Annotated in this window: 24 protein-coding genes; 11 read left to right on the forward strand and 13 right to left on the reverse strand. The window is 66.9% G+C overall.

The window, feature by feature from the left end; translation table 11 throughout:
* Positions 1–28: 28 nt before the first annotated feature.
* Together ACFXNW_RS04135 and ACFXNW_RS04140 are read left to right on the forward strand one after the other, a co-directional pair.
* Positions 29–388, forward strand: a complete 360-nt coding sequence (locus ACFXNW_RS04135) for a type II toxin-antitoxin system RelE/ParE family toxin (RefSeq protein ID WP_379415723.1) — start codon at positions 29–31, stop codon at positions 386–388.
* Positions 385–702: a helix-turn-helix domain-containing protein gene (locus tag ACFXNW_RS04140; RefSeq protein ID WP_379415724.1), complete on the forward strand. Its 318-nt coding sequence runs from the start codon at positions 385–387 to the stop codon at positions 700–702. Before ACFXNW_RS04135 ends, ACFXNW_RS04140 begins: the two co-directional genes overlap by 4 nt.
* A 106-nt stretch (positions 703–808) precedes the next feature.
* On the opposite strand, the gene hsaB is transcribed toward ACFXNW_RS04140, so the two are convergent.
* Genes hsaB through hsaA form a run of 4 tightly spaced genes read right to left on the reverse strand, consistent with a single transcriptional unit; the run spans position 809 to position 4,395 of the window.
* A complete protein-coding gene (gene hsaB / locus ACFXNW_RS04145; protein ID WP_379415726.1) occupies positions 809–1,411 on the reverse strand; it encodes a 3-hydroxy-9,10-secoandrosta-1,3,5(10)-triene-9,17-dione monooxygenase reductase subunit in 603 nt (200 codons plus the stop codon).
* A 2-nt stretch (positions 1,412–1,413) separates the two neighbouring features.
* Positions 1,414–2,313 carry an iron-dependent extradiol dioxygenase HsaC gene (gene hsaC / locus ACFXNW_RS04150; protein WP_379415727.1) on the reverse strand — a complete coding sequence of 300 codons (900 nt, stop codon included), beginning with the start codon at positions 2,311–2,313 and terminating at the stop codon, positions 1,414–1,416.
* 2 nt (positions 2,314–2,315) lie between these two features.
* Positions 2,316–3,188: a 4,5:9,10-diseco-3-hydroxy-5,9,17-trioxoandrosta-1(10),2-diene-4-oate hydrolase gene (gene hsaD / locus ACFXNW_RS04155; protein ID WP_379415729.1), complete on the reverse strand. Its 873-nt coding sequence runs from the start codon at positions 3,186–3,188 to the stop codon at positions 2,316–2,318.
* A gap of 1 nt (position 3,189) precedes the next feature.
* Positions 3,190–4,395, reverse strand: a complete 1,206-nt coding sequence (gene hsaA, locus ACFXNW_RS04160; protein WP_379415730.1) for a 3-hydroxy-9,10-secoandrosta-1,3,5(10)-triene-9,17-dione monooxygenase oxygenase subunit — start codon at positions 4,393–4,395, stop codon at positions 3,190–3,192.
* A 153-nt stretch (positions 4,396–4,548) separates the two neighbouring features.
* Between hsaA and ACFXNW_RS04165 the strand changes: the two genes are divergently transcribed.
* Together ACFXNW_RS04165 and ACFXNW_RS04170 are read left to right on the forward strand one after the other, a co-directional pair.
* A complete protein-coding gene (locus ACFXNW_RS04165) occupies positions 4,549–5,766 on the forward strand; it encodes a Rieske 2Fe-2S domain-containing protein (protein ID WP_379415731.1) in 1,218 nt (405 codons plus the stop codon).
* Positions 5,766–6,098, forward strand: a complete 333-nt coding sequence (locus ACFXNW_RS04170) for a hypothetical protein (RefSeq protein WP_379415732.1) — start codon at positions 5,766–5,768, stop codon at positions 6,096–6,098. The genes ACFXNW_RS04165 and ACFXNW_RS04170 overlap by 1 nt, the downstream gene beginning before the upstream one ends.
* 59 nt (positions 6,099–6,157) lie before the next feature.
* Here ACFXNW_RS04170 and ACFXNW_RS04175 read toward each other — a convergent pair whose 3' ends face one another.
* Positions 6,158–7,204: a saccharopine dehydrogenase NADP-binding domain-containing protein gene (locus ACFXNW_RS04175; protein ID WP_379415733.1), complete on the reverse strand. Its 1,047-nt coding sequence runs from the start codon at positions 7,202–7,204 to the stop codon at positions 6,158–6,160.
* Positions 7,205–7,301: 97 nt separating this feature from the next.
* Between ACFXNW_RS04175 and ACFXNW_RS04180 the strand changes: the two genes are divergently transcribed.
* The gene (locus ACFXNW_RS04180) at positions 7,302–8,219 is read left to right on the forward strand and encodes an AraC family transcriptional regulator (protein ID WP_379415735.1); all 918 of its coding nucleotides are present in this window, start codon (positions 7,302–7,304) and stop codon (positions 8,217–8,219) included.
* Between the two features lie 59 nt (positions 8,220–8,278).
* Positions 8,279–9,154, forward strand: a complete 876-nt coding sequence (locus ACFXNW_RS04185) for an aminoglycoside phosphotransferase family protein (protein WP_379415737.1) — start codon at positions 8,279–8,281, stop codon at positions 9,152–9,154.
* On the opposite strand, the gene ACFXNW_RS04190 is transcribed toward ACFXNW_RS04185, so the two are convergent.
* The 8 genes from ACFXNW_RS04190 to ACFXNW_RS04225 all read right to left on the reverse strand — a co-directional run bounded on the left by ACFXNW_RS04190 (position 9,147) and on the right by ACFXNW_RS04225 (position 17,566).
* The gene (locus ACFXNW_RS04190; protein ID WP_379415738.1) at positions 9,147–9,893 is read right to left on the reverse strand and encodes a DUF427 domain-containing protein; all 747 of its coding nucleotides are present in this window, start codon (positions 9,891–9,893) and stop codon (positions 9,147–9,149) included. The genes ACFXNW_RS04185 and ACFXNW_RS04190 overlap by 8 nt on opposite strands.
* 107 nt (positions 9,894–10,000) lie before the next feature.
* Positions 10,001–11,245, reverse strand: coding sequence for an MFS transporter (locus ACFXNW_RS04195; RefSeq protein WP_379415739.1), 1,245 nt, complete (start codon positions 11,243–11,245; stop codon positions 10,001–10,003).
* Entirely contained in the window at positions 11,242–11,724 is a 483-nt protein-coding gene (locus ACFXNW_RS04200) for a MarR family winged helix-turn-helix transcriptional regulator (RefSeq protein ID WP_379415741.1), read from the reverse strand. Before ACFXNW_RS04200 ends, ACFXNW_RS04195 begins: the two co-directional genes overlap by 4 nt.
* Before the next feature lie 115 nt (positions 11,725–11,839).
* Complete coding sequence (locus ACFXNW_RS04205) at positions 11,840–12,898, reverse strand: acyl-CoA dehydrogenase family protein (RefSeq protein ID WP_379415742.1); 1,059 nt, start codon at positions 12,896–12,898, stop codon at positions 11,840–11,842.
* Positions 12,895–13,953, reverse strand: a complete 1,059-nt coding sequence (locus tag ACFXNW_RS04210; protein ID WP_379415743.1) for an acyl-CoA dehydrogenase family protein — start codon at positions 13,951–13,953, stop codon at positions 12,895–12,897. Before ACFXNW_RS04210 ends, ACFXNW_RS04205 begins: the two co-directional genes overlap by 4 nt.
* The gene (locus tag ACFXNW_RS04215) at positions 13,950–15,089 is read right to left on the reverse strand and encodes an acyl-CoA dehydrogenase family protein (RefSeq protein WP_379415745.1); all 1,140 of its coding nucleotides are present in this window, start codon (positions 15,087–15,089) and stop codon (positions 13,950–13,952) included. The genes ACFXNW_RS04210 and ACFXNW_RS04215 overlap by 4 nt, the downstream gene beginning before the upstream one ends.
* Positions 15,090–15,992, reverse strand: a complete 903-nt coding sequence (locus ACFXNW_RS04220; protein WP_379415747.1) for an enoyl-CoA hydratase — start codon at positions 15,990–15,992, stop codon at positions 15,090–15,092.
* Complete coding sequence (locus tag ACFXNW_RS04225; protein WP_379415748.1) at positions 15,992–17,566, reverse strand: FadD3 family acyl-CoA ligase; 1,575 nt, start codon at positions 17,564–17,566, stop codon at positions 15,992–15,994. Before ACFXNW_RS04225 ends, ACFXNW_RS04220 begins: the two co-directional genes overlap by 1 nt.
* A 77-nt stretch (positions 17,567–17,643) precedes the next feature.
* Here ACFXNW_RS04225 and ACFXNW_RS04230 point away from each other — a divergent pair, with 77 nt between their 5' ends.
* From ACFXNW_RS04230 to ACFXNW_RS04250, 5 genes are all read left to right on the forward strand, one after another.
* Positions 17,644–18,879 (forward strand): acyl-CoA dehydrogenase family protein, encoded by a 1,236-nt coding sequence (locus tag ACFXNW_RS04230; RefSeq protein WP_379415750.1) that lies wholly within the window; start codon positions 17,644–17,646, stop codon positions 18,877–18,879.
* Positions 18,876–19,679 carry an SDR family oxidoreductase gene (locus tag ACFXNW_RS04235; RefSeq protein WP_379415751.1) on the forward strand — a complete coding sequence of 268 codons (804 nt, stop codon included), beginning with the start codon at positions 18,876–18,878 and terminating at the stop codon, positions 19,677–19,679. The genes ACFXNW_RS04230 and ACFXNW_RS04235 overlap by 4 nt, the downstream gene beginning before the upstream one ends.
* Before the next feature lie 91 nt (positions 19,680–19,770).
* Entirely contained in the window at positions 19,771–20,520 is a 750-nt protein-coding gene (locus ACFXNW_RS04240) for a hypothetical protein (RefSeq protein WP_379415752.1), read from the forward strand.
* Positions 20,521–20,569: 49 nt separating this feature from the next.
* Complete coding sequence (locus tag ACFXNW_RS04245) at positions 20,570–21,178, forward strand: TetR/AcrR family transcriptional regulator (RefSeq protein ID WP_379415753.1); 609 nt, start codon at positions 20,570–20,572, stop codon at positions 21,176–21,178.
* Positions 21,179–21,227: 49 nt separating this feature from the next.
* Entirely contained in the window at positions 21,228–22,382 is a 1,155-nt protein-coding gene (locus ACFXNW_RS04250) for an acetyl-CoA C-acetyltransferase (RefSeq protein WP_379416290.1), read from the forward strand.
* Positions 22,383–22,565: the final 183 nt, after the last annotated feature.

The following is a 22,565-nucleotide window of genomic DNA, read 5'->3' on the forward strand; positions in this document are numbered from 1 at the left end:
AGGTATATCTATCGCTATACTTCTGGGTGTGACAGAGGGCGAGTGGGAGATCTACGTCGTCGATGAGGTGCGCGAGTGGATCGGGTGTCTCGAACCCGGTGCACACGCTCGAGTTGTTCAGGCATTGGACGCGCTAGCCCAGGGTGGGCCGGGTTTGGGCCGCCCTCTCGTTGACACGATCGCGGGGTCAACGTTGAAGAACCTGAAAGAACTCCGCCCGGGCACGACGAGGATCCTGTTCGCGTTCGATCCTTGGCGGTCGAGCATTCTGCTGGTGGCGGGGGATAAGAGGGACCGGTGGAGCGAGTGGTATGAGGAATCGGTCCCGCTGGCCGAGCAGCGTTACGCGGACTATGTGAAATCCCGTGTGGAGGAAGATGCGTCATGACTGAGTACACACGTTGGAAGGACATTCGCGCCGAGCACGTCGAACGTGCCGGTGGCGAGGCCGCCGTGGCGGCGGGAAAAAGGGAACTGCTGGCCGAGGTGCTCGGTGAGCGTCTCGCCGAGATCCGGCGATCGAGGGGACTGACCCAGGAACAGGTAGCGGAGCGGATGGGCGTCACAAAAGGTCGCGTATCCCATATCGAGCAGGGCGAGATTTCCGGTCAGGAAGTGCTCACTCGGTACGCAGCCGCACTCGGCGGAGAGCTGCACCAAGCGATCTACTTCGACAACGGTGACATCGCCGCAATCGCTTGACCTGCTGATCGCATCGCCGATAGTGGGGCACGCTCGAGCTTGGCCGCGCCGGTCGGTTCCACGGCGGGAATGAGGGCGTGGCCGATGGAGCACGCCCCTCACACCTCTACAACCAGGTATCCAACGTGGTCGTCGTAAGGAAATGCTCCAGATCCGCCCGCCACGGCGCCGGAACCGTCTTGTCCGGTTCGATGGCGGTGTACTGCCCGCGGTAGAACAACAGCGGCCTGCCGGAGGTGGTCGACTCCGACAGGGCCAGCACACGGCCGATCACGATGTGGTGATCGCCGCCGTCGACGACGCGGTCCACCGAACACTGGATGGTGGCCAGGGCGTCGTCAAGGAGCGGTAGCTCCAGTTCGGAGGTGCGCCAGTCGATTTCGGCGAACTTGTCCGGTTCGCGGGAACCGAAGCGGGCGCACAGCTGCTGCTGTTCTTCGGCGAGGACGTTCGCGCAGAAGCGTCCGTTGCGTTCGATCGCGGCCCAGGAGCGCGAGCCCTTGGTGGGGCAGAACAGCACCAGCGGTGGGTCGAGCGACAGGGCGGCGAACGACTGGCAGGCGAAGCCGATCGGCGTTTTCTCCGCATCGTCTCCGTCGAAGGTGGTGATGACGGTGATGCCGGTGCAGAACTGCCCCAGCACATTCCGGAACTGGCGACCGTCGATCTCCGGGTATTCCTGCGTAGTCACTTCCGCCCCGTCACTCATCGTTATTTCATCCCAACGGTGAAGTCGTGACCCCACAGCGATACCGCGGTGGACTCCCGCGCGATCCAGGCGTGATCGTCGACTTCCAGACCTTCACAACCGAATTCGATATCGAATCCGCCCGGGGTCTTCATGTAGAACGACAGCATCTTGTCGTTGATGTGGCGGCCGAGGGTGGCCGACATCTTGACCTTCTTGCGCGCCGCGCGGTCGAGGCACAGGCCGACGTCGTCGGAGTTCTCCACCTCGAGCATGAGATGCACGATGCCGGTCGAATTGGGCAGCGGCAGGAACGCCAGCGAATGATGGCGCGGGTTGCAGCCGTAGAACCGCAGCCACGCCGGATCGCCGTCGGCGGGCCTGCCCACCATCTGCGGAGGCAGCCGCATCGAGTCACGCAACCGGAAGCCGAGCACGTCCTGGTAGAACGCCTGCGCCGCAGTATCGTCGGTGCAGGTCAGCACGACATGGCCGAGGCCCTGCTCCTCGGTCACGAACTTGTGCCCGTAGGGGCTGACGAACCGGCGGGCCAGGTACTGCGAACCGTGGAAGGCCTCGAGCGTATTGCCGGAGGGGTCCTCGAAACGGATCATGTTCTCGACCCGGCGCTCGGCGAGCTCCTCCTTGGTGGCCTCCTTGAAGGCGACACCGGCACGAGCGAGAGTCTCCCGAAGTTCCTGCAGTGCAGGAGCGTCGGTGACCTCCCAACCGGAGACCAGCAATCGGTCCTTCTCGCCCGGGACGATCACCAGGCGCGCCGGGAAATCGTCCATCCGCAGATAGAGGTTGTCGGTATCGGGACCGGGAGCCTCCATCATGCCGAGCACTTTGAGGCCGTACTCGCGCCAGGCCGCCATATCGGTGGCCTCGATGCGCATATATCCGAGCGCGCGAATCCCCATGGCTATTTCACCCCGTTCAAGAAATCCGTTGCCAGCCGGTTGAACTCGGCGAACTTCTCCAGCTGGGCCCAATGCCCGCAGCCACCGAACACGTGCAGCTGTGCCCGCGGGATCGACTTCAACGCCACCAGCGCGCCGTCGAGCGGGTTGACCCGGTCTTCGCGGCCCCAGATCAACAGCACCGGCTGACGCAACTTGTAGGCGTCGCGCCAGAGCATGCCCTTCTCGAAATCGGCACTCGCGAAGGACTTGCCCATGGCCTTCATGGCGGCGATGGATTCCGGAGTGCCCGCCGCGGCGAAACGCTCATCGACCAACTCGTCGGTGACCAGTTTCTGGTCGAACACCATGATCCGGATGAACGCCTCGATGTTCTCGCGCGTCGGCTCATAGGTGAACTTCGACAGCAGCCGCACACCCTCGGTGGGATCAGGCGCGAACAGGTTGGTGCTCAGTCCGCCCGGACCCATCAGGATGAGTTTGCCCGCGCGGTCGGGGTAGTCGAGCGCGAACCGCACCGAGGTGCCGCCGCCGAGCGAGTTGCCGAGCAGATGCACCTTCTCGGTGATCCCGAGGGTGTCGAGCAGATCCTTCAGCGCGGATGAGCTGTGTACGAAGTACTGCGGATGCTCGGTCGGCTTGTCGGACTTACCGTATCCGGGCTGATCGACGGCGATGACGTGAAAGTCCTGCGCCAGCACCGGAATATTGCGCGAGAAGTTCGACCACGACGATGCGCCGGGCCCGCCGCCGTGCAGCAGCACGATCGTCGGACCGTTGCCGACGCCTGCTTCGTGGTAGTGCAGTTTCAGGTCCGGCCGCACCTGCGCGAACCGGGAGGTCGACTCGTAGGTGAGCTCGGCGGTCGAGGTCACGTCACACCATCCCGTCGGTAACCGGCAGGCCGAATTCGTGTGCTCCGTACATCAGGTACGCGCGCTCGGGATCGTTGGAGGCGTGCACCCGGCCGGCGTGCGCGTCGCGCCAGAACCGCTGCAACGGTGTGCCGTTGGCGAGTGCGGTGGCGCCGGAGCTCTCGAACAGCTTGTCGATCGAGGCGATGGCCCGGCCGGTGGCGCGGACCTGGTCGCGGCGGGCGCGTACCCGCAGATCGAACGGGATCTCCTTGCCTTCGAGGAGCAGCGCGTACTCGTCGGCGACATTGCCCGCCAGCTGACGCCAGGCGGCATCGATATCGCTGGAAGCCTCGGCGATGCGGATCTTGGTGAACGGATCTTCCTTGGACTTCTCGCCGGCGTAGGCCGCGCGTACCCGCTTGCCCTGGTGCTCGACGTGGGCGGCGTAGGCGCCGTAGGCCATGCCGACGATCGGCGCGGAGATGGTGGTGGGGTGGATGGTGCCCCACGGCATCTTGTAGACCGGGTCGGTGTTCTGCTCCAGGCCGGGGGAGGCCAGATCGTTCATCGTCTTGTAGCTGAGGAACCGGTGCCGCGGCACGAACACGTCCTCGACCACCAGGGTGTTGGAGCCGGTGCCGCGCAGGCCGACCACGTTCCAGACGTCGTCGATGCGGTATTCGGAGCGGGGGATGAGGAAGCTGCCGAAGTCGACCGGGCGGCCGTCCTTGATCACCGGTCCGCCGACGAAGGTCCAGTCGGCGTGGTCGGAGCCCGAGGACCAGGCCCAGGAGCCGCTGACCCGGTAGCCGCCCTCGACGACGGTGCCCGCACCCATCGGCGCGTACGAGGAGGAGATGCGGACGTCGGTGTTCTCGCCCCACACCTCTTCCTGCGCCTGCTGCGAGAACAGCGCGAGGTGCCAGTTGTGCACGCCGATGATGCCTGCCACCCAACCGGTGGAACCGCAGGCGCTGGCGAGCTTGCGGACGGTGTCGTAGAAGATCACCGGATCGGCGGCGTGCCCGCCCCACTGCTTGGGCTGGAGCAGCTTGAAGAAGCCGGTCTCCTGCAGTGCCTTCATGGTCTCGTCGGGGATACGCCGCAGGTCCTCGGCCTCTTGTGCGCGCTCGCGCAGCATCGGCAACAGCGCTTCGACCCGTTCGGTCACTTCTTGCGTCATCTTGCGGACCTGCTCCTGCCTTGGTTGGTAACCCGTACTCATTTGTCTCTGAGACTAGAACACGTTCTTATTTCTGTCGAGAACAGGTGTTCATTGCTGATTTTGACACGGCATGCGCAGGAAGTAGGCGCTATCGCTGGCGTGGAACGCGACATTTTTGTAACGTGTTCTAGTACAGAAGGAGGAGGATTCGCGATGGCAGTTACCCCACAGGGGAGCGGTGCGAAGGTCAGAGAGCTGGATGTCGGCTCGGCGCCCACCCGTTTTGCGCGGGGATGGCATTGTCTGGGTCTGGCCAAGACGTTCCGCGACGGCAAACCGCATTCGGTCAACGCATTCGGCACCAAACTCGTGGTTTGGGCCGACACTGCGGGCGAACTGCGTGTGCTCGATGCCTACTGCAGGCATATGGGCGGCGACCTGAGCATGGGCGAGGTCAAGGGCGACGACATCGCCTGCCCCTTCCATGACTGGCGCTGGGGCGCGAGTGGCAAATGCACCTCGATTCCGTACGCGCGTCGAGTGCCACCACTGGCACGGACCAGGAAGTGGACCACCCTCGAGCGCAACGGCCAGCTGTTCGTCTGGCACGACCATGAGGGCAATCCACCGCCGCCCGAGGTTGCGATCCCCTACATCAAGGGCCCCTACACCGATGCCGAGGGCAATTCGCTCGAGGAGCTCAACGATGACTGGACCGAGTGGACCTGGAACTCGCTGCTGATCGAGGGCGCCAACTGCCGCGAGATCATCGACAACGTGGTCGACATGGCCCACTTCTTCTACATCCACTTCGCCTTCCCGACCTACTTCAAGAACGTCTTCGAAGGTCACGTCGCGACCCAGTTCCTGGAGACCAAGGGCCGCCCGGATGTGGGGATCGCGGCCAAGTACGGCGGTGACAACCTGCTCAAGTCGGAAGCGTCGTACTTCGGCCCTTCTTACATGATCAACCCGCTGGTCAACATCTATGGCGGTTACGAGATCACGGTCAATCTCATCAACTGCCATTATCCGGTCGACCAGGACTCGTTCGTCCTGCAGTGGGGCCTCAGCGTCGAGAAGCCGAAGGGGCTCGATGACGCCACGGCGGCCAAGCTCGCCAAGAGCATGACCACCTTCTTCGGCGACGGCTTCCTCCAGGACGTCGAGATCTGGAAGCACAAGTCCAAGGTCGACAACCCGCTGCTGTGCGAGGAGGACGGCCCGGTCTACCAGCTGCGCCGCTGGTACGAGCAGTTCTACGTCGACGCCGCCGACGTGACCGAGAAGATGACCCAGCGCTTCGAGTTCGAGGTCGACACCACCAAGGCCAACGAGGCGTGGGAAGCCGAGGTCGCCGAGAACTTGCGACGTAAGGCCGAGACCGAGGCTGCCGAGGCCGATTCGGCCGCCGCGGAGGCGGGTGTGTAATGACCGCGACCTGGGCGAAAGCACCCGACTTCGCCGATCAACCTGCGCGGCGAGCCGCGGTCGCCGCCCAGACGGTCGTCGACAAGTCGCGGTACCTGGAGGAGGGGCTGACTCCGCTGCGGTGCCTGACCTGTCAGAGCGAGGTCATGGTGCGCAAGAGCAGTTCGCATCAGACCTCGATCCAGTGGACCGGCGACCCCGCCGCCCACTGCCCGGTCTACGCCAGGCTCGCCGAGCAGGGCGCCGGACCGGGACGACCCGAATCCTGCGCTGATCTCGACCGGACCATCAAATGGGCGGTCGACGAAGGGGTGATCGACATCGCCGAGTAGTGGTCGGCGATGAGGACGGGGCGAGGATGTACTCCTCGCCCCGTCGTCGTTTCTCGGGTTCACAATTCTTCGATGCGCCAGGTGATGCCGTGTGGGGCGAGGGCGTCGAGGAAGTCGGTGGCGTCGAAGGCTTCCGCTGCGGCGAGCGCGCCGGGTTTGGTGGTGTTCTCTGCCAGCCGGACCGCCGCCTCGACCGCCATCAACGCGGAATCGCGGTAGGAGTCGAGGCCGCTGAGCACGCCGCGCACGGACTTGCCGGACCCTTCGGCGTCGACCACGAGGTCGTAGTGCAGATCGGAGGCTGGATCGGGCGTTGCGGGCAGCGCCGCGACAACGTCGGCGGTCAACTTCTTCAGCCCCTCATGGAACTCGGTGGGCAATAGCCCCGTCACGGAGGACACCGCGCTGTGCCGCGGGATGGTGAGCACCGGCGTCAGCGGGAATTTCGAGGCGGGCCGGGGCTGCTCGGTCGGGTAGCGCAGCTCAGCGACCGGCGGCCGGCCGGTCTGCCACCCGCTGTCCGCATAATGCCAGCCGCCCTCGCGGAACCAATCCACACTCGCCAGCACGGTCTCGGCGCTGCCGCGGGACCCGTCACCGCCGCTTCGGCTGTGATGGCTGATGGTGATTTCGGCGGCACCGTCGACGCGTCGGCTGGTCAGGTGGCCCAGCAGGTCGCCGGGCAGATTGCTGTCGGTCACCGCAGGCACCAGGGTGATGCCCGCGGCTTCGGCACGTGCGGAGTAGTCCTCGAAAACCCTTCGCACGAACAGTTGTTCGCCGGACAGATCGGTGTAGTGCGCGTCGGCGTCGATGGCGGCCGACAGCACGGCTTCGCCGTGGTCGACGTAGGCGGGCAGGCTGCTGATGACGACGTCGGCGTCGCGGAACGCGGCCACCAAGGCGTCGTGGTCGTCGAGGGAGGCCACCCGGATGTCGGCGTCGGCCAGGTCGGCGGCAGTGGCGGCAGTGCGCAGGCGGTCGGCGTCGCGGCCGACCAGGACCGGTGTGAGCTCGCGGCGGCGCAGTTCGGCGAGCAGGTAGCCGCCGGTGTGGCCGGTGGCGCCGTAGACGGCGATGGTCTTGGTGGAGTTCGTGTTCGTCATGTTCATCAACGTATGCGGTACTGGTGAGCAAGGAAATGCTTGAATCGCTCTACTTCATGTCTGAAACGCTCAGTCTCTGAGCTGTAGAGTTATTCCCGTGGACATTCTCAGCGACACCATCGCGGCCATCAGGACCGGTAGCCCCTCCTCCGGGCTGTTCATCCGGCACGCGCCGTGGGGTCGCCGCTATCCCGTCGTGCCGGGCGCGGGTTTTCACGTGGTGCTGCAGGGTTCGTGCTGGGTGGTACCACCCCGAGCCGAACCGATCGCACTCGGCGTCGGTGACGTGCTGTTCATGCCACGCGGCGCCGACCACGACCTGATCGATAGCCCAACGTCACCGGTAACCGAGACGGCCTATCCGGGGGAGCCACGCGAGATCGCCGGACCCGGTGTGCGCACCGCGCTGCTGTGCGGCGCCTACGAATTGGGCAGGCGCCGCAGCCATCCGCTGCTCAACGAACTACCCGAGTTCATCCATGTGCCTGCCCGCCCCGGCCGCGACCCCGCCCTGCGCGGAGCCGTCGACCTACTGGCCGCTGAAGTTGCCGAACCCCGCGCGGGCAGCGATGCCGCCATCCCCGCCATCCTCGACACCCTGCTGCTGTTCGTGCTGCGCGCCTGGTTCGACGAACAGGCCCGCGACCGAGCAGGCGGCTGGGCCGGTGCCTTCGCCGATCCCTCAGTCGCCGCTGCGCTGCGAGCGATGCACGACGACCCCGCTCACGCATGGACGGTGCCGGAGCTCAGTGCCGCCGTGGGCGTTTCGCGCGCCACCCTCGCCCGCCGCTTCACCGCCACCATCGGCGAACCACCACTGTCCTACCTCACCCGCTGGCGCCTGCTCACCGCCGCGCGTCTGCTCGGCGAGACCGACGCACCACTGGCGACGATCGCGGCCCGTGTCGGCTACACCTCCGAGTTCGCCTTCGCCAAGGCGTTCAAACGGGAGTACGGGGTACCGCCGGGGCAGTATCGGCGTGGGGCCGAAGCGCCGAGCACTGTCGCGGTTTGAAGCCGCTGCCGTACCGCGAGCGAGCTGTTGATCCGTTGCCGTGCGGTAAGAACGAGAGCATGGATGTTCGGCCGGCGGATGCCCGGCTTGTCGAGTACGTGGACCTGTTGGGGGAATTGCTGCCCGGTGAACGGGTGGCGGAACTCGAAGTGCGGGAGGGGCAATTCCATCTCGTCGTGCTCGGTGCGGATGCCGTCGTGTGCCTGCCGCGCACATCGGCGGCGGGCGCGCGCCTGCCGATGCGGGCTGCGCGGTTGCGAGTGCTCGGCGAGCTGGGGCTCGGCGTCGCGGTTCCGGAACCGCTGGCGGTCGGCGCCGACGGTCGGTTGCCCTACCTGATGCTGTCGCGCATTCCGGGAGCACCGCTGGATCCGGGATCGGTGGATGGGGCGGTCGAAGACGTTGCGCGGCAATGTCACGACCTGCTCAGCGCCTTGGCCACGGCGGGCGGCGATCCCGCGATACGTGCGGAGCTGCCCATTGCCGCACCCTCTCGCTGGGCCGAATTCGCCGCTGACGTGCGCGCAGAGCTGTACCCCTTGATGAGCGCAGACGGCCGATACCGAGCAGACCGCGAGCTGGCCGCACTCGACCTGCTGTCGACGCCGGCCGAAGCGGTCGTCCACGGTGATCTCGGCGGCGAGAACCTGCTGTGGGAAACCACCGAGGCGGGGCCGGTGCTGCGCGGTGTCGTCGACTGGGACGATGTCGGTATCGGTGATCGCGCCGAGGACTACGCGGCGCTCGCCGCGGGCTACGGCGACGAGTTCCTGCGCGCGCTACTGGCTCTGGCGGACCCGAAAGATGAGACCTTGTCGGCGCGAATATCCACCATCCGGGCCACTTTCGCACTCCAACAGGCCCGGGCCGCGTTTCGCGACGAGGACGCCGCCGAACTCGCTGATGGTCTGACCGGCTACCGCTGCCTCAGCTGAACGGCGTCTGCGGACGCTCCTGCAACTCACCGTCGATATAGATGTCGACCTTCTCGTTGTAGAAGCAAGCCAGCCCGGCGATCTTCTGGCTCTCCGCCACCGGCGTGCGGTAGATCCACACCAGGTCGGCGTGGTCGGTGTCGCCGATGCGGATGTTCCAGTAGTCGGCATTGCCTTTGTAGGGGCAGCTGCTGTGGGTGGTGGAGGGGTGCAGCAGATCCATCCGCACATCGGTGAGCGGCAGGTAATACCGTGCGGGCAGGCCGGTTTCGAACAGAATGCGCGGAGCGTTCGAGTCGGCGACGGTGACGCCGTCGAGCTCCACCCGAACATTGCGCGAGCTGTTGAGGATGTCGACCCGCGAGTAAGGATCACGCGGGTGCACGTAGATGGGCTCGTCCTCCTCGAACCATTCGTCCATCGCATTCCAGTCCAACCGCACCAGCTCGCTCAGCTCCGACGACTCCAGGTACCGCACCGCCGCGCCTGGCACGATCGCACCGTCGACGACCAGGTCGTACCCGGTGCCCTCACCGCGGTGGATGGATTCGCGGACACTGCCATTGGGCTCGAGTTTCGCGCGCAGGTCGGCAACCGGGATGTAGTAGGTGGGGTAGTAGGGGATCTCCCAGACCAAGGACGGCCGGGTAGTGTCGGCGACGAGCTTCCCCCCGAAATACACCCGCACTCGCTTATGACACGGCTCGATCCTGACCTGCTCCCGCTGCACTTCGGTCATACCTTCTGACGGTACTCCGACCGATATCCGCGCAGGTAGGAGTGTGTACTAACAGCGAACAGGCCCCGCCGGGTGGGCGGGGCCTGCGGATCGAACGACCGAGGTCGTCAGTCGCCGACGGTGATCGCTTGCGCCTCCTCGACGCTGTGCGGTTCGGGATCGTGGTCGTCGATATGGGCCAGTGCGGAGCGTCCGCCGAGCAGGACGAGCACGGCGACGGCGGTGCAGGCGGCGCCGACCCAGAACGGCAGTGCGGTGTTGTGTTCGCCGAGCTTGCCTGCCAGCCACGGTGCCGCGGCGCCGCCTGCGAAGCGGACGAAGCTGTAGGCGGCCGAGGCGGTGGAGCGTTCGACCGGCGCGGAGATCATCACGGCCTCGGTGATCAGGGTGTTGTTCACGCCGAGGAACAGGCCGGCCAGCACCACGCCGACGATCAGTACGGGCTTGTGCTCGGCGAACATGGCCATCACCGCTAGGTCGGCGGCGAACAGCGCCAGTGCCAGACCCATCATCGGCAGGGTGCCGAAGCGGCGTTGCAGCGCGGGAGCGAAGTACACCGAGGCCACCGCGAGCATCAGGCCCCAGCCGAAGAAGATGAAGCCGATCGCGTAGGTGCCCATGTCCAGCGGGAACGGGGTGTAGGCGAGCAGGGTGAAGAAGCCGAAGTTGTAGAACAGCGCGGTCAGGCTGACCACGAGCAGGCCGCGGTGGCGCAGCGCCTTGAACGGCGCGGTGATCGAGGTCGGCTTGGCAGGCTTCGGGGTCTCGGGCAGCAGCACCACGAGGCAGATGAACGCGATGGCCATCAGCACGGAAACACCGAAGAACGGTCCACGCCAGCTGACCCCGCCCAGTAGACCGCCGACCAGCGGGCCGGTCGCGATGCCGATACCGAGCGCGGCCTCGTAGAGGATGATGGCGCGGGCGACGCCGCCGCTGGCCGCGCCGACGATGGTCGCCAATGCGGTCGCGATGAACAGGGCATTGCCCAGGCCCCAGCCCGCGCGGAACCCGACGATCTGCTCGACAGAGCTCGACATACCGGCCAGCGCCGCGAACACCACGATGATGGCCAGACCGGCCAGCAGCGTCTTCTTCGCCCCGAACCGGCTCGACACCACACCCGTGATCAGCATCGCCACACCGGTGACCAGCATGTAGCTGGTGAACAGCAGCGATACCTGCGACGGCGAGGCGTTGAGCTGCTCACCGATCGGCTTGAGGATCGGGTCGACCAGGCCGATGCCCATGAACGCGATGACGCTCGCGAAGGCGACGGCCCACACCGCCTTGGGTTGCTTGATCTTCTCTGCTGCGGGCGCGGCGCTGTGCGTCCTGGTCGTGGTTGTCATCGGTGTTCCCTCGGTGTCGGTTCGTGCCGGTTCGCGTCGTCGGTTGCTTTGAGCGCGTCCAGCAATTCGGTGAGTTCGGCCTCCAGCCGGATCAGTCGGTCGGTGTCGTAGCCGGGCAGTCGCGCGGCGAGCGCGGCGCCGAAGGCTCGGCGGGATTCGACCAGCCGGTTTCGTCCGGCCGGGGTGAGGGCGACGACAACGGCCCGGGCATCGTCTGGGTCTTTGTGCCGGGTGGCGTATCCGTCCGCGACCAGCTTGCCGATCAGCGCCGTTGCCGCCGGTTGTGAACATCGATCGATGCGGGCGAATTCGCTGACCCGTAGTTCACCGTGCTCGTCGAGCACCGACAGTGCCCGCAGTTCCGCGCGCGGTGGGAGGGTGTCACCACTGATCACCCCGGCCAGCCGAGTCAGCCGAGCGGCGTTGACCACGAGATCGACGACGATGTCCTCTGCGGATGTCGCCTGGCTCTGCTGCACCTGAATATTATTACATAGGCTAACTATCTATTTGTGGTGAAATGAGTCACCAAAGACGCGACTGCCCGGCCGCACGAATCGATGTGCGGCCGGGCAGTCGAGTTGAGTAGTCCGCTTACGCCGACTGGGGAAGCGGCCGGTGCCGCGGCTTCCCGAACAGCAGCGCGTCCCCGTGGGCCCGCTTGAAGTGCAGGTGGGCGTCGTGCTCCCAGGTGATGGCGATACCGCCGTGCAGCTGAACCATTTCGGCGGCCACCGTCGAGTAGGTCTCCGAGCAGTGGCGGCGGGCGACCCAGACGTCCTCGGCGGCCGACGGGCTGCCGGTGCCGACCGCGAACGTCGCGGCATAGGAGGTGGACTTGGCGGATTCGACCAGCACGTACATATCGGCCATGCGGTGCTTGAGCGCTTGGAAGCTGCCGATCGGGCGACCGAACTGCACCCGCGACTTCGCGTACTCGACCGTCATCTCCAGGCACTGTTCGGCCGCGCCGACCTGCTCGGCCGCCAGTGCCGCCCAGGCGATCTCGCGCAACCGGGCGATGATCGGCGCCGGATCGCCGGTGCCGAGCCTGCGTCCGGTCACGTTCGTGAAGGTTATTTCGCCGAGCTTGCGGGTCGGATCCATGGTGGCGGACGGGCGGCGTTCGACACCAGTTGCGGCCGGATCGACCTCGAACAGGCCGGACTCGGTGACAACGATCAGCGTGGTCGCGTTGGCGGCGTCGAGCACGTAGTGCGCCGTCCCGCTGAGGGTTTCACCGTCGGCTCGCACTCCGAAGCTGTCCCAGCCGTCCGTCCCGGCCCAGCACACCGCAAGTGTGCCTGCGCCTTCGGCGACATCCGGCAGCAGCCGTTCACACGCCTCCGAATCACCGGACAGCAGCACCGCCTGCGTACCGAGAACCGCCGACCCCAGCATCGGAACGCCGGCCAGCGAGCGGCCGAGTTCGCCGACCACCAGCAGCGATTCGACCACGCTCGCGCCGAACCCGCCGAACTCCTCGGGAATCGCCAACGCCGCGACCCCGACCTGCTCACACAGCGTCCGCCACAGTGCGGCGTCGTAACCGAGTTCGCTTTCCAGCGCCTCCCGGCCGACCGTTGGCCCGCCGCTACGAGCGACGGCTCCCCGCACGGCGGCGACGAGTTCCTGCTGCTCCTCGGTGATCACGCAACAACTCCGTTCTTGCCTGCGGCGCGCAATGCCTCGGCGATACGCCCGCGGTGGAAGTCCGGTGTGCCCCACGCCGAACGCAGCGCCGTGACCTTCGTCAGCAGCAGCGACAGGTCGTATTCGGCGGTGTAGCCGATCGCGCCGTGCACCTGGAGGCCGGTTCGTGCGGCGAGGTGGGCGGCATCGCCGCAGGCCACCAGGGCCGCGGAGACGTCGCGACTGCGGTCGGGACCGCCTGCCGTCAATGCCGCGCGGTGCAGCAGGGGTTCGGCCAGATCGAGGGCGATGAGCACGTCGGCCAGCTTCTGCTTCACGGCCTGGAACTCGCCGATCGGCCGGCCGAACTGCCTGCGCTGCTTGGCGTATTCCGTCGCCGCGTCCAGCAGGCCGCGACCCGCGCCGAGTAGTTGCGCAGCGCACGCCAGTGCACCGGCATCGAAACCGGCGGTGATGGCGGTGGTGACCCCCGCACCCTCGGCGATCAACTCGTCCGGGACGACGGTGAACAACCGTCGCGCCGGGTCCACCGAACGCACCGGCTCGCCGATCTTTGCGGTGTGCAGCCGATCGCCGTCCGCGATCAGGATCACGTCGGCCACATCGGCGTCCAGAGCGATCGCCCCGCGCCCCGGTGAGGCGATGGCGATCGTGCCGAGCGTCGTGCCCGCCGCGATACCCGGCAGCCACCGCGCCGCCGCGTCTGCGGCAGAAGTGCCGGAGACGCCGGCAGTTCCGGACGCCGTGCCCGCAAGCGCTTGCAGCAACGCGGGAATCGTGGCGGCCGACTCGACCAGCGGCCCCGGCGCAGCCGAGCGCCCGAGTTCTCCGAACGCCACGACCAGGTCGATCGGTTCGGCGCCGATGCCGTCGAATTCTTCGGCGACAGCGAGCCCGAACACCCCCGCCCCGGCGAGCTGTTCGATCAGCGTGCGTCCGGCGGCGTGCTCACCCGCGGCCCACGCGCGGACCGCGGCGGGTGTCTTACCGGCGTCGAGCAGCTTGCGCACACTGGCGGCGAAATCGACGTGTTCCGGGCTCAGTGCGAACCTCATCGGCCGCCTCCTCTCGGTAGGCCGAGGAGCCGCTCGGCGATGATGTTGCGTTGGATCTCGTTGGTACCGGCGTAGATCGGTCCCGACAGCGAGAACAGGTAGCCGTCGGTCCACGGCCCGGCCACCTCGGCGGTGTCGCCGAGCAGATCCAGTGCCGTTTCGTGCATGGCGATATCGAGTTCGGACCAGAACACCTTGGTGATCGAGGATTCCGCGCCGAGCTTGCCGCCCTCGTTCAACCGGGTGACGGTGCCGAAGGTGTGCAACCGGTAGGCCTCGCTGCCGATCCAGGCGTCCACCACGGCATCGCGCGCGGCGGTGCCCGCGTCCTCGGTGCTCGACCACAGCTCGATCAGCCGCTGCGAGGTGGCGCTGAAGCGGCCGGGGCTGCGCAGCGACAGTCCGCGTTCGTTGCTGGAGGTGCTCATCGCGACCCGCCAGCCCTCGTTGGGTGCACCGATGACGTCGGAGTCCGGGACGAACACCTCATCCAGGAAGATCTCCGCGAAACCGGGTTCACCGTCGAGCTGCGGAATCGGACGCACCGTGACGCCCTCGGCGTCCAGCGCGAACATCACGTAGGTGAGCCCGCGATGGCGTTCGGCCTCCGGGTCGCTGCGGAACAGGCCGAAGGCCCTGTCCGCATAGGCCGCACGCGAACTCCACGTCTTCTGCCCGCTCAGCAGCCAGCCGCCGTCGGTTCGGCGCGCGGTGGAGCGGATACCGGCCAGGTCGCTGCCGGCTTCCGGCTCCGACCAGGCCTGCGCCCAGATATCGTCGCCGCGGGCCATGCGCGGCATGATCCGCGCCAGCTGCTCGGGAGTGCCGTGCTCGAACAGGGTGGGCGCCAGCAGAAAGATGCCGTTCTGGCTCACCCGGCCGGGTGCGGCCGCGGCGTAGTACTCCTGCTCGAACAGCACCCATTCCAGCAGCGAGGCGTCACGTCCACCGAACTCCTCCGGCCACGACACCACCGAATACCTGGCTTCGGCGAGGGTGTGCTCCCACTCCCGATGCGCCTCGAACCCGGCCTTGGTGTCCATCGACGGCAACGGCTCGGCCGGTTTGTTCGCGGCCAGGAAATCGCGGACTTCCAACTGGAAGTCGCGGGTGGCCTGATCCAGATCCAGATCCACTTACTTCGCCCCGTTCTGCGTGGCGTCGGCCTGCGCCGAACTCGCCGTGGCCTTCATTGATTTGGCGTTCATACCGCCGAGGGAATCCGCGCCGACCTCCGCGTTGTGGGCGTGCGCGAAATGGTGCAGGCCGAACACCGAGTCCATGCCCGCACGCATCCCCATCAGATCCTCGGCCTGGTTGACGGCCTTCTTGGTCAGCGCCAGGCCGAACTGCGGCATGGTCGCGATCTTGTCGGCCAGCGCGAAGGTCTCGGTCTCGAGCTCCGCACGCGGCACGACCCGGTTGACCATGCCCCACTCCTTGGCCTGCTGAGCACTGAACCGATCGCCGGTGAACAGGAACTCCTTGGCCGCCCGCGGACCGAGCACCCACGGATGCGCGAAGTACTCGACACCCGGAATGCCCATCCGCACCACGGGATCGGAGAAGAACGAGTCCTCGGAGGCGACGATCAGATCGCACACCCAGGCCAGCATGAGCCCACCCGCGATGCAGGCGCCCTGCACCATGGCGATCATCGGCTTGGGGATCTCACGCCAGCGACGGCACATCCCGAGGTACACCTCGGTCTCGCGGGCGAAGCGCTGATCGCCACCGGCCCGGTCCACATGGTCCCACCACAGGGCGGCCTTGTTCGGGTAGCGCACATGATGGTCGCGGCCCGGCGTGCCGATGTCGTGTCCGGCGCTGAAATGCTTGCCGTTGCCGGCCAGCACGATGACGCCGACCTCCGGGTCCTCCACGGCCCGCTCGAACGCGGCGTCGAGAGCGTAGGTCATCACCGAGTTCTGGGCGTTGCGGTAGTCCGGGCGGTTCATGGTGATGACGGCGACCGCGCCGCGGCGCTCATAGGTCACCACATCCGGTTCGAACGGCACCGCTGCTTCTTCGGCAGGCATTACGACTTCTCCTCACGTAGTTGACGTTTGAGCACCTTCCCGGCGGCGCTGTAGGGCAGCTGGTCGCGGAATTCGACGACGCGCGGCACCTTGAAATTGGCCAGCACGGTGGTGGCGTGGGCGATCACCTGCTCCTCGGTGAGCGTTGACCCGGGTTTGCGCACGACATAGGCCTTGCCGACCTCACCCATCCGGGTGTCGGGTACCCCGATGACGGCCGATTCGGCAACGCCGTCGAGCCGGGCGAGTGCCTGCTCGATCTCGGCCGGATAGACGTTGAAGCCGCCGCTGATGTACATGTCCTTGAGCCGGTCGGTGATCTTCAGATAGCCGCGCTCGTCGACGGTGCCGATATCGCCGGTGTGCAACCAGCCGTCGGCGTCGATGGTCTCGGCGGTGGCCTGGGGGTCGTCGAGGTAGCCGAGCATGACGTTGGGTCCGCGCAGCAGCACCTCACCGGTGGTATCGATGCGCAGCTCGTATCCGGCGATGGCGCGACCACAGGTATTGGCGATGGTTACGGCGTCGTCCTCGGCGCGGCACATCGTGCCGAATCCCGCCGATTCCGACAGCCCGTACGCGGTGATCACGACATCGAAGGCCAGCTCCGAACGCATCCGTTCGATCAGCACCACCGGCACCGTCGCGGCGCCGGTGACCGCGACGCGCAGCGAACCCAGGTCGTACTGCTGCCGGTCGGGGAACTCGAGGATGGTCTGGTAGATCGTCGGCGGTCCTGGCAGCACGGTGATCTTCTCCTCGCCGATCATCCGCATCGTCTGCGGCACGTCGAAGACCACCTGCGGCACGATCGTCGCGCCGGTGACCAGGCAGGCCAGGATGCCCGCCTTATAGCCGAAGTTGTGGAAGAACGGGTTGACGATCAGGTATCGGTCCGAGCTGTCGAGCGTCGAGCAGTCGACCCACGCGCGCACCACCGACAGCGCCTGCCGTTGCGCCACCAGCGTGCCTTTGCTGCGGCCGGTGGTGCCGGAGGTGAACAGGATGTCGGCGACGTCGTCGGGGCTGACCGATTCCGCACGCTCCCGCGCCTGCTCACGGGTCACCGCTTCGGCGACCCGCGGCAGCTCCGACCAGTCGAGTACCCGGGGATCGGCCGAGGTCACCGATGACGACTCGACTGTCATCGGTGCCTCGACCGGGATGACCACGATCGTCGGGATCTCGAGATCAGGCGCGGCGGCCAGCAGTTCGGTGAGCCGCTCGCGCCGCAGAAACGGCCCGGAGATGAACAACGCCTTGGCATCCACCCTGCGCAGCACATCGGCGGCCTCGTCGGCGGTGTAGCGGGTGTTGAGCGGAACCAGCGCCGCGCCGCAGTAGTGCGCGGCCAATGCGGCGGTGATCCAGTGGTGGGTGTTCGGCGCCCACATCGCGATGCGGTCGCCGCGTTCCACCCCACGTGCGATGAGCGCCCGCGCCACGTCCTGCACCGCTTCCAGCAGCTGTGTCCAGTCCAGGCGTATATCGCCGTCGGCCACGGCCGGTGCGGTGCCGAAGGTGTGCGCCGCATCGTGCAGCGCCATCGGGGTGGTCTGTGCAGGGGTTGTCACGGGTTGTCCTCACCGTCGGTGCGGTCAGTAAGACCAGAGCCTTACAAAGCAAGTGCTTGGTAGGTTATCCTACTGGCGTGGGTGCGATCCAGACCTCAGAATCCGACACCGGCCGCAGTGGCGGGCCGACTTCGGCGATATCGGCCGCTACCGGCGACGATGCCGCCTTCCGCGCCGAGATCCGCGCATGGCTGACGGAGAACCTGAACGGCGAGTTCAAGCAGCTGCGTGGCCTCGGCGGTCCCGGCCGCGAGCATGAGGCGTTCGATGAACGACTGGCCTGGGATCGCCATCTGGCGGCGTCCGGGTGGACGTGTCTCGGCTGGCCGAAGGAATACGGCGGCCGCGAGGCGAGCGTGCGGCAGCAGATCATCTTCCACGAGGAGTACGCCAAGGCCGATGCGCCCGCGCGGGTCTCCCACGTCGGTGAGGAACTGCTCGGCCCGACCGTGCTCGCCTTCGGCACCGAGGCGCAGAAGCAACGCTTCCTGCCCGGCATCCGGACCGTCAGCGAGCTGTGGTGCCAGGGCTATTCCGAACCCGGCGCGGGTTCCGACCTGGCCGCCGTAACCACCTCGGCCCGCCTCGACGGCGATGAATGGTCGATCAACGGCCAGAAGATCTGGACCTCGCTGGCGCATGTGGCCGACTGGTGCTTCGTGGTTGCCCGCACCGAGCCCGGCTCCAAGCGGCACAAGGGCCTGTCCTACCTGCTGGTTCCCATGGATCAGCCGGGCGTCACCGTGCGTCCGATCAATCAGCTCACCGGCACCTCGGAGTTCAACGAGGTCTTCTTCGACGATGCCCGCACCGCCGCCGACCTGGTTGTCGGCGAGCCCGGTGACGGCTGGCGCATCGCCATGGGCACGCTGACCTTCGAACGCGGCATCTCCACCCTCGGCCAGCAGATCCGCTTCGAGCGTGAACTCGCAGGCGTCGAGGAGCTGGCGCGCAAGACCGGCGCCCTCGACGACCCGCTGATCGCCGACCAGATCGATCGCGCCTGGGTCGGGCTGCGGGTATTGCGCGCGCACGCCATGCGCACCATGGAGAACGCGGGCGCCGACGACGGCGGTGGTCAGGCCTCGGTGGCGAAACTGCTGTGGGCCAACTGGCATCGCGGCCTCGGCGAACTCGCCATGGCGGTACGCGGAGCGGCGGGCCTGGTGGCCGCCGACGACGATCTCGACGAATGGCAGCGGTTGTATCTGTTCACCCGCGCCGACACCATCTACGGAGGTTCGAACGAAGTGCAGCGCAACATCATCTCCGAGCGCGTGCTCGGTCTGCCGCGGGAGGCTCGTCCGTCATGAGTGAAAGCGTTTCTTTGTCTGTCGCGCCCGCTGTTGTGGCCGGACACGGTCTGCTGACCGATCGCAAAGCCGTGGTCACGGCCGCCGCCGGGACCGGTATCGGCTCGGCGACCGCGCGCAGGCTGCTGTCGGAGGGCGCCGACGTCGTCGTCTCCGACTGGCACGAACGCAGGCTGGGGGAGACCCGCGCCGAGCTGAGTGCCGAATTCCCCGACCGCAAGGTCGAGGCCATCGTCTGCGATGTGTGCAGCACCGAACAGGTCGACGAACTGGTGCGCGGCGCCGCCGCGGCGCTGGGCCGGGTCGACATCTTCGTCAACAACGCCGGCCTCGGCGGTGAGACCCCGGTAGTCGATATGACCGACGAGCAGTGGGACCGCGTGCTCGATGTGACCCTCAACGGCACCTTCCGCTGCACCCGCGCCGAACTCGCCTACTTCCGCGAGGCAGGCCACGGCGGTGTGGTGGTCAACAACGCCAGCGTGCTCGGCTGGCGCGCCCAGTACGGCCAGGCCCATTACGCCGCGGCCAAGGCGGGCGTGATGGCGTTGACCAGGTGCAGTGCCGTCGAGGCGGCGGAGCTGGGTGTGCGGATCAACGCGGTCTCGCCGAGCATCGCCAGGCACGCGTTCCTGGACAAGGTCAGCTCCACCGAACTGCTCGACCGGCTCTCCGAGGGCGAAGCCTTCGGCCGGGCCGCCGAGCCATGGGAGGTCGCTGCCACGATCGCCATGCTGGCCAGTGACTACACCACGTATCTGACCGGGGAAATCGTCTCCATCAGCAGCCAGCGCGCCTAGGGAGCGCGCTTCCGGGACCGAAAAAGCCGGGTCCGTCCGGGCCCGCTTGTGCGATGCTGGTTGAGGTCGGGATCGCACACCCGGAGGGGCGATGGCTATGGGCCCAGACCGCCGAATTGCCCGAGAAAAGCCTACACGCGAACAACTCGAACTCGAGTTGGTGCGTGACGTCGTGCTTGCCAGACGCAGGCAGGAATCCCTGGTCCTGGCCGCGTTGACCTTCGGTGCCGAACTCCTGGACCGCAAGCGCAGATCGGCCGTCGCCGCGCGGGCGGTGCGCATTCTCGAGGCCTACGCCGTCGACGAGAACGACATAGCCCGCGATCCCCGCGGTGCCCTGCGTGCCGATATGGCGCGCGAGCGGGCACGCGCGCGCCGCATCGGGTTGGGCAGCGGTGGTTCGGGCGGCGAGGCCGAGCGGCGCAGGACCCATCAGATCGACCGGCTCTACGAGGTGCGCGCCGATCTGCTCGAGGTGGTGCGCCGGTCGCGCAAATTCCGATTCGACCGCGATACCTTCTCCGACGAGATCGCCCAAGGCTTGTGCGCCGTCACCGACAAATTGGTGACAGCCGCGGATATGGACACCTACCAGGCCTGGCAGCGCGGCATGGTGCTGAAGCTGATCGAGGAGCCCACGCGTTACGGCCCGCCGCGGGTCATGGCGACCGTCGACGCCGGTCCGGGCCGCAAACCCCTCACGGTCGAATGGGACAGCTGCGAAAGGCGATTGGCCCTGGTGATGCGCATGATGCGCGCCGGAATCTCACCGATCGTCATCTGTGACCGGCTGCTGGCGGACCTGTCGATGTCTTCCCCGCTGCGATACTCGGCCCGCTGAAAATCTCGCCCCACTATCCCAAGCAAATGCTTGGTTGTATTATGGCCGGGTGACCGCACCAGACCCGTCCAAATCAGCCCGGCGCACCGAACTGCTCGGATTGGCGGCCGACCTGTTCGCCGAGCGGGGTCTGCGCGCCACCACCGTGCGCGATATCGCCGATGCGGCCGGAATCCTATCGGGCAGCCTGTACCACCATTTCGATTCCAAGGAATCGATGGTCGATGAGATCCTGCGCGGCTTTCTCGACGACCTGTTCGGCCGCTACCGCGAAATCGTCGCGTCCGGGCTGAGTTCCCGCGACACCCTCGAGGCGCTGGTGCTGGCCTCCTACGAATCGTTCGACCGCTCGCACGCAGCGGTCGCCATCTACCAGGCCGAGGCCAAACGCCTGCGCGGCGTCGAACGCTTCACCTACATCGACGAATACAACAAGGAGTTCCGCGCCCTCTGGCATCAGGTGCTGACCAGCGGAGTCGGTGACGGCAGTTTCCGGGCCGAACTCGATATCGAGCTGGCCTACCGATTCCTGCGCGACACCGTCTGGGTCGCTGTGCGCTGGTACCAGCCGGGTGGGCCGGTCACCGTAGACAACCTCGCCAAGCAATATCTGACCATCGTGCTCGACGGGCTGACCGTGCCCGGGCACACCACGTAGGAGTCTGAACATGTCAACACCTTCCGGTTCGCGCCGCCCCTACACCCCGTTGCGCGAGGCGTACGTGATCGACGCGGTGCGCACCCCGGTCGGCAAGCGCGGCGGCGCGCTGGCCGGCGTGCACCCGGCCGATCTCGGTGCCGCGGCCCTGCGTGGTCTGCTCGACCGCAACCCGATCGATCCCGGTGTGGTCGACGACGTCATCGTCGGCTGCGTCGACAACATCGGCCCGCAGGCAGGCAATATCGGTCGCACCGCCTGGCTGGTGGCCGGGTATCCGGAGGAAGTTCCCGGCGTCACGGTGGACCGGCAGTGCGGTTCCAGCCAGCAGGCCATCAACTTCGGCGCGCAGGCCATCATGAGCGGTACCGCCGAGGTGATCGTCGCGGGCGGTGTGCAGAACATGAGCGCCATTCCGATCTCGGCGGCCATGCTCGCGGGTAAGGAGTACGGCTACGAATCGCCGTTCGTCGGCGCGCAGGGCTGGGATCACCGCTACGGCACCGGCGAGGTGTCACAGTTCCACGGCGCACAGCTGATCGCCGAGAAGTGGGGCATCAGCCGCGAGGACATGGAGCGCTGGGCGCTGCGCAGCCATGAGCGCGCCCGCAACGCCATCAAGGACGGCCGCTTCGATCGCGAAATCGTGCCGGTCGGCGACTTCTGGATCGATCAGGGCCCGCGCGAAACCAGCCTGGAGAAGATGGCGTCGCTGCCCGCACTGGCCGAGGGCAGCCCCCTCACCGCCGCGGTCGCCTCGCAGATCTCCGACGGCGCCAGCGCCACCCTGCTCGCCTCCGAGTGGGCGGTGCAGGAATACGGCCTCACCCCGCGTGCCCGCATCGTGCACGTCAGCGCCCGCGGCGCCGACCCGATCTTCATGCTCAGCGCCCCGATCCCCGCCACCAAGTGGGCGCTGGAGAAGGCCGGGCTGACCATCGACGATATCGACGTCGTCGAGATCAACGAGGCCTTCGCCCCGGTCGTGCTGGCCTGGCTGAAGGAGACCGGCGCCGATCCGGAGAAGGTCAACGTCAACGGCGGCGCCATCGCCCTCGGCCACCCGCTCGGCGCCACCGGCGCCAAACTGTTCGCTACCCTGCTCAACGAGCTGGAGCGAGTCAACGGACGCTATGGCCTGCTCACCATCTGTGAGGGTGGTGGCACGGCCAACGTGACCATCATCGAGCGTTTGGATCGCTGATCCCTCGCCGATAGCGGCCCGGTCTTCGTGACCGAGCGGCTTCGCAGGACCGATGTGCCGGGACAGCACATCCCGGCGGGTTGCGTTCATACCTACGCGTTCGCATCGCCGCGAAAGCGGTTCTGTCGCGCCGGATCCGAAAACGCAGATTGGCGGCCTCCCTAGTTGGAGGCCGCCAATCTG

The organism is Nocardia sp. NPDC059180 (assembly GCF_042754945.1).
In the GTDB taxonomy this organism is placed as follows: Bacteria; Actinomycetota; Actinomycetes; order Mycobacteriales; family Mycobacteriaceae; genus Nocardia.

Excerpts from the sequence above, each read along its gene's own strand:
- ACFXNW_RS04210 (WP_379415743.1), bottom strand. The coding sequence starts at position 13,953 with ATGAGGTTCGCACTGAGCCCGGAACACGTCGATTTCGCCGCCAGTGTG.
- ACFXNW_RS04170 (WP_379415732.1), top strand. The coding sequence starts at position 5,766 with ATGACCGCGACCTGGGCGAAAGCACCCGACTTCGCCGATCAACCTGCG.
- ACFXNW_RS04140 (WP_379415724.1), top strand. The coding sequence starts at position 385 with ATGACTGAGTACACACGTTGGAAGGACATTCGCGCCGAGCACGTCGAA.
- ACFXNW_RS04185 (WP_379415737.1), top strand. The coding sequence starts at position 8,279 with ATGGATGTTCGGCCGGCGGATGCCCGGCTTGTCGAGTACGTGGACCTG.
- ACFXNW_RS04220 (WP_379415747.1), bottom strand. The coding sequence starts at position 15,992 with ATGCCTGCCGAAGAAGCAGCGGTGCCGTTCGAACCGGATGTGGTGACC.
- hsaB (WP_379415726.1), bottom strand. The coding sequence starts at position 1,411 with ATGAGTGACGGGGCGGAAGTGACTACGCAGGAATACCCGGAGATCGAC.
- hsaA (WP_379415730.1), bottom strand. The coding sequence starts at position 4,395 with ATGAGTACGGGTTACCAACCAAGGCAGGAGCAGGTCCGCAAGATGACG.
- ACFXNW_RS04240 (WP_379415752.1), top strand. The coding sequence starts at position 19,771 with ATGGCTATGGGCCCAGACCGCCGAATTGCCCGAGAAAAGCCTACACGC.
- ACFXNW_RS04175 (WP_379415733.1), bottom strand. The coding sequence starts at position 7,204 with ATGACGAACACGAACTCCACCAAGACCATCGCCGTCTACGGCGCCACC.
- ACFXNW_RS04190 (WP_379415738.1), bottom strand. The coding sequence starts at position 9,893 with ATGACCGAAGTGCAGCGGGAGCAGGTCAGGATCGAGCCGTGTCATAAG.
- ACFXNW_RS04235 (WP_379415751.1), top strand. The coding sequence starts at position 18,876 with ATGAGTGAAAGCGTTTCTTTGTCTGTCGCGCCCGCTGTTGTGGCCGGA.
- hsaC (WP_379415727.1), bottom strand. The coding sequence starts at position 2,313 with ATGGGGATTCGCGCGCTCGGATATATGCGCATCGAGGCCACCGATATG.
- ACFXNW_RS04195 (WP_379415739.1), bottom strand. The coding sequence starts at position 11,245 with ATGACAACCACGACCAGGACGCACAGCGCCGCGCCCGCAGCAGAGAAG.
- ACFXNW_RS04165 (WP_379415731.1), top strand. The coding sequence starts at position 4,549 with ATGGCAGTTACCCCACAGGGGAGCGGTGCGAAGGTCAGAGAGCTGGAT.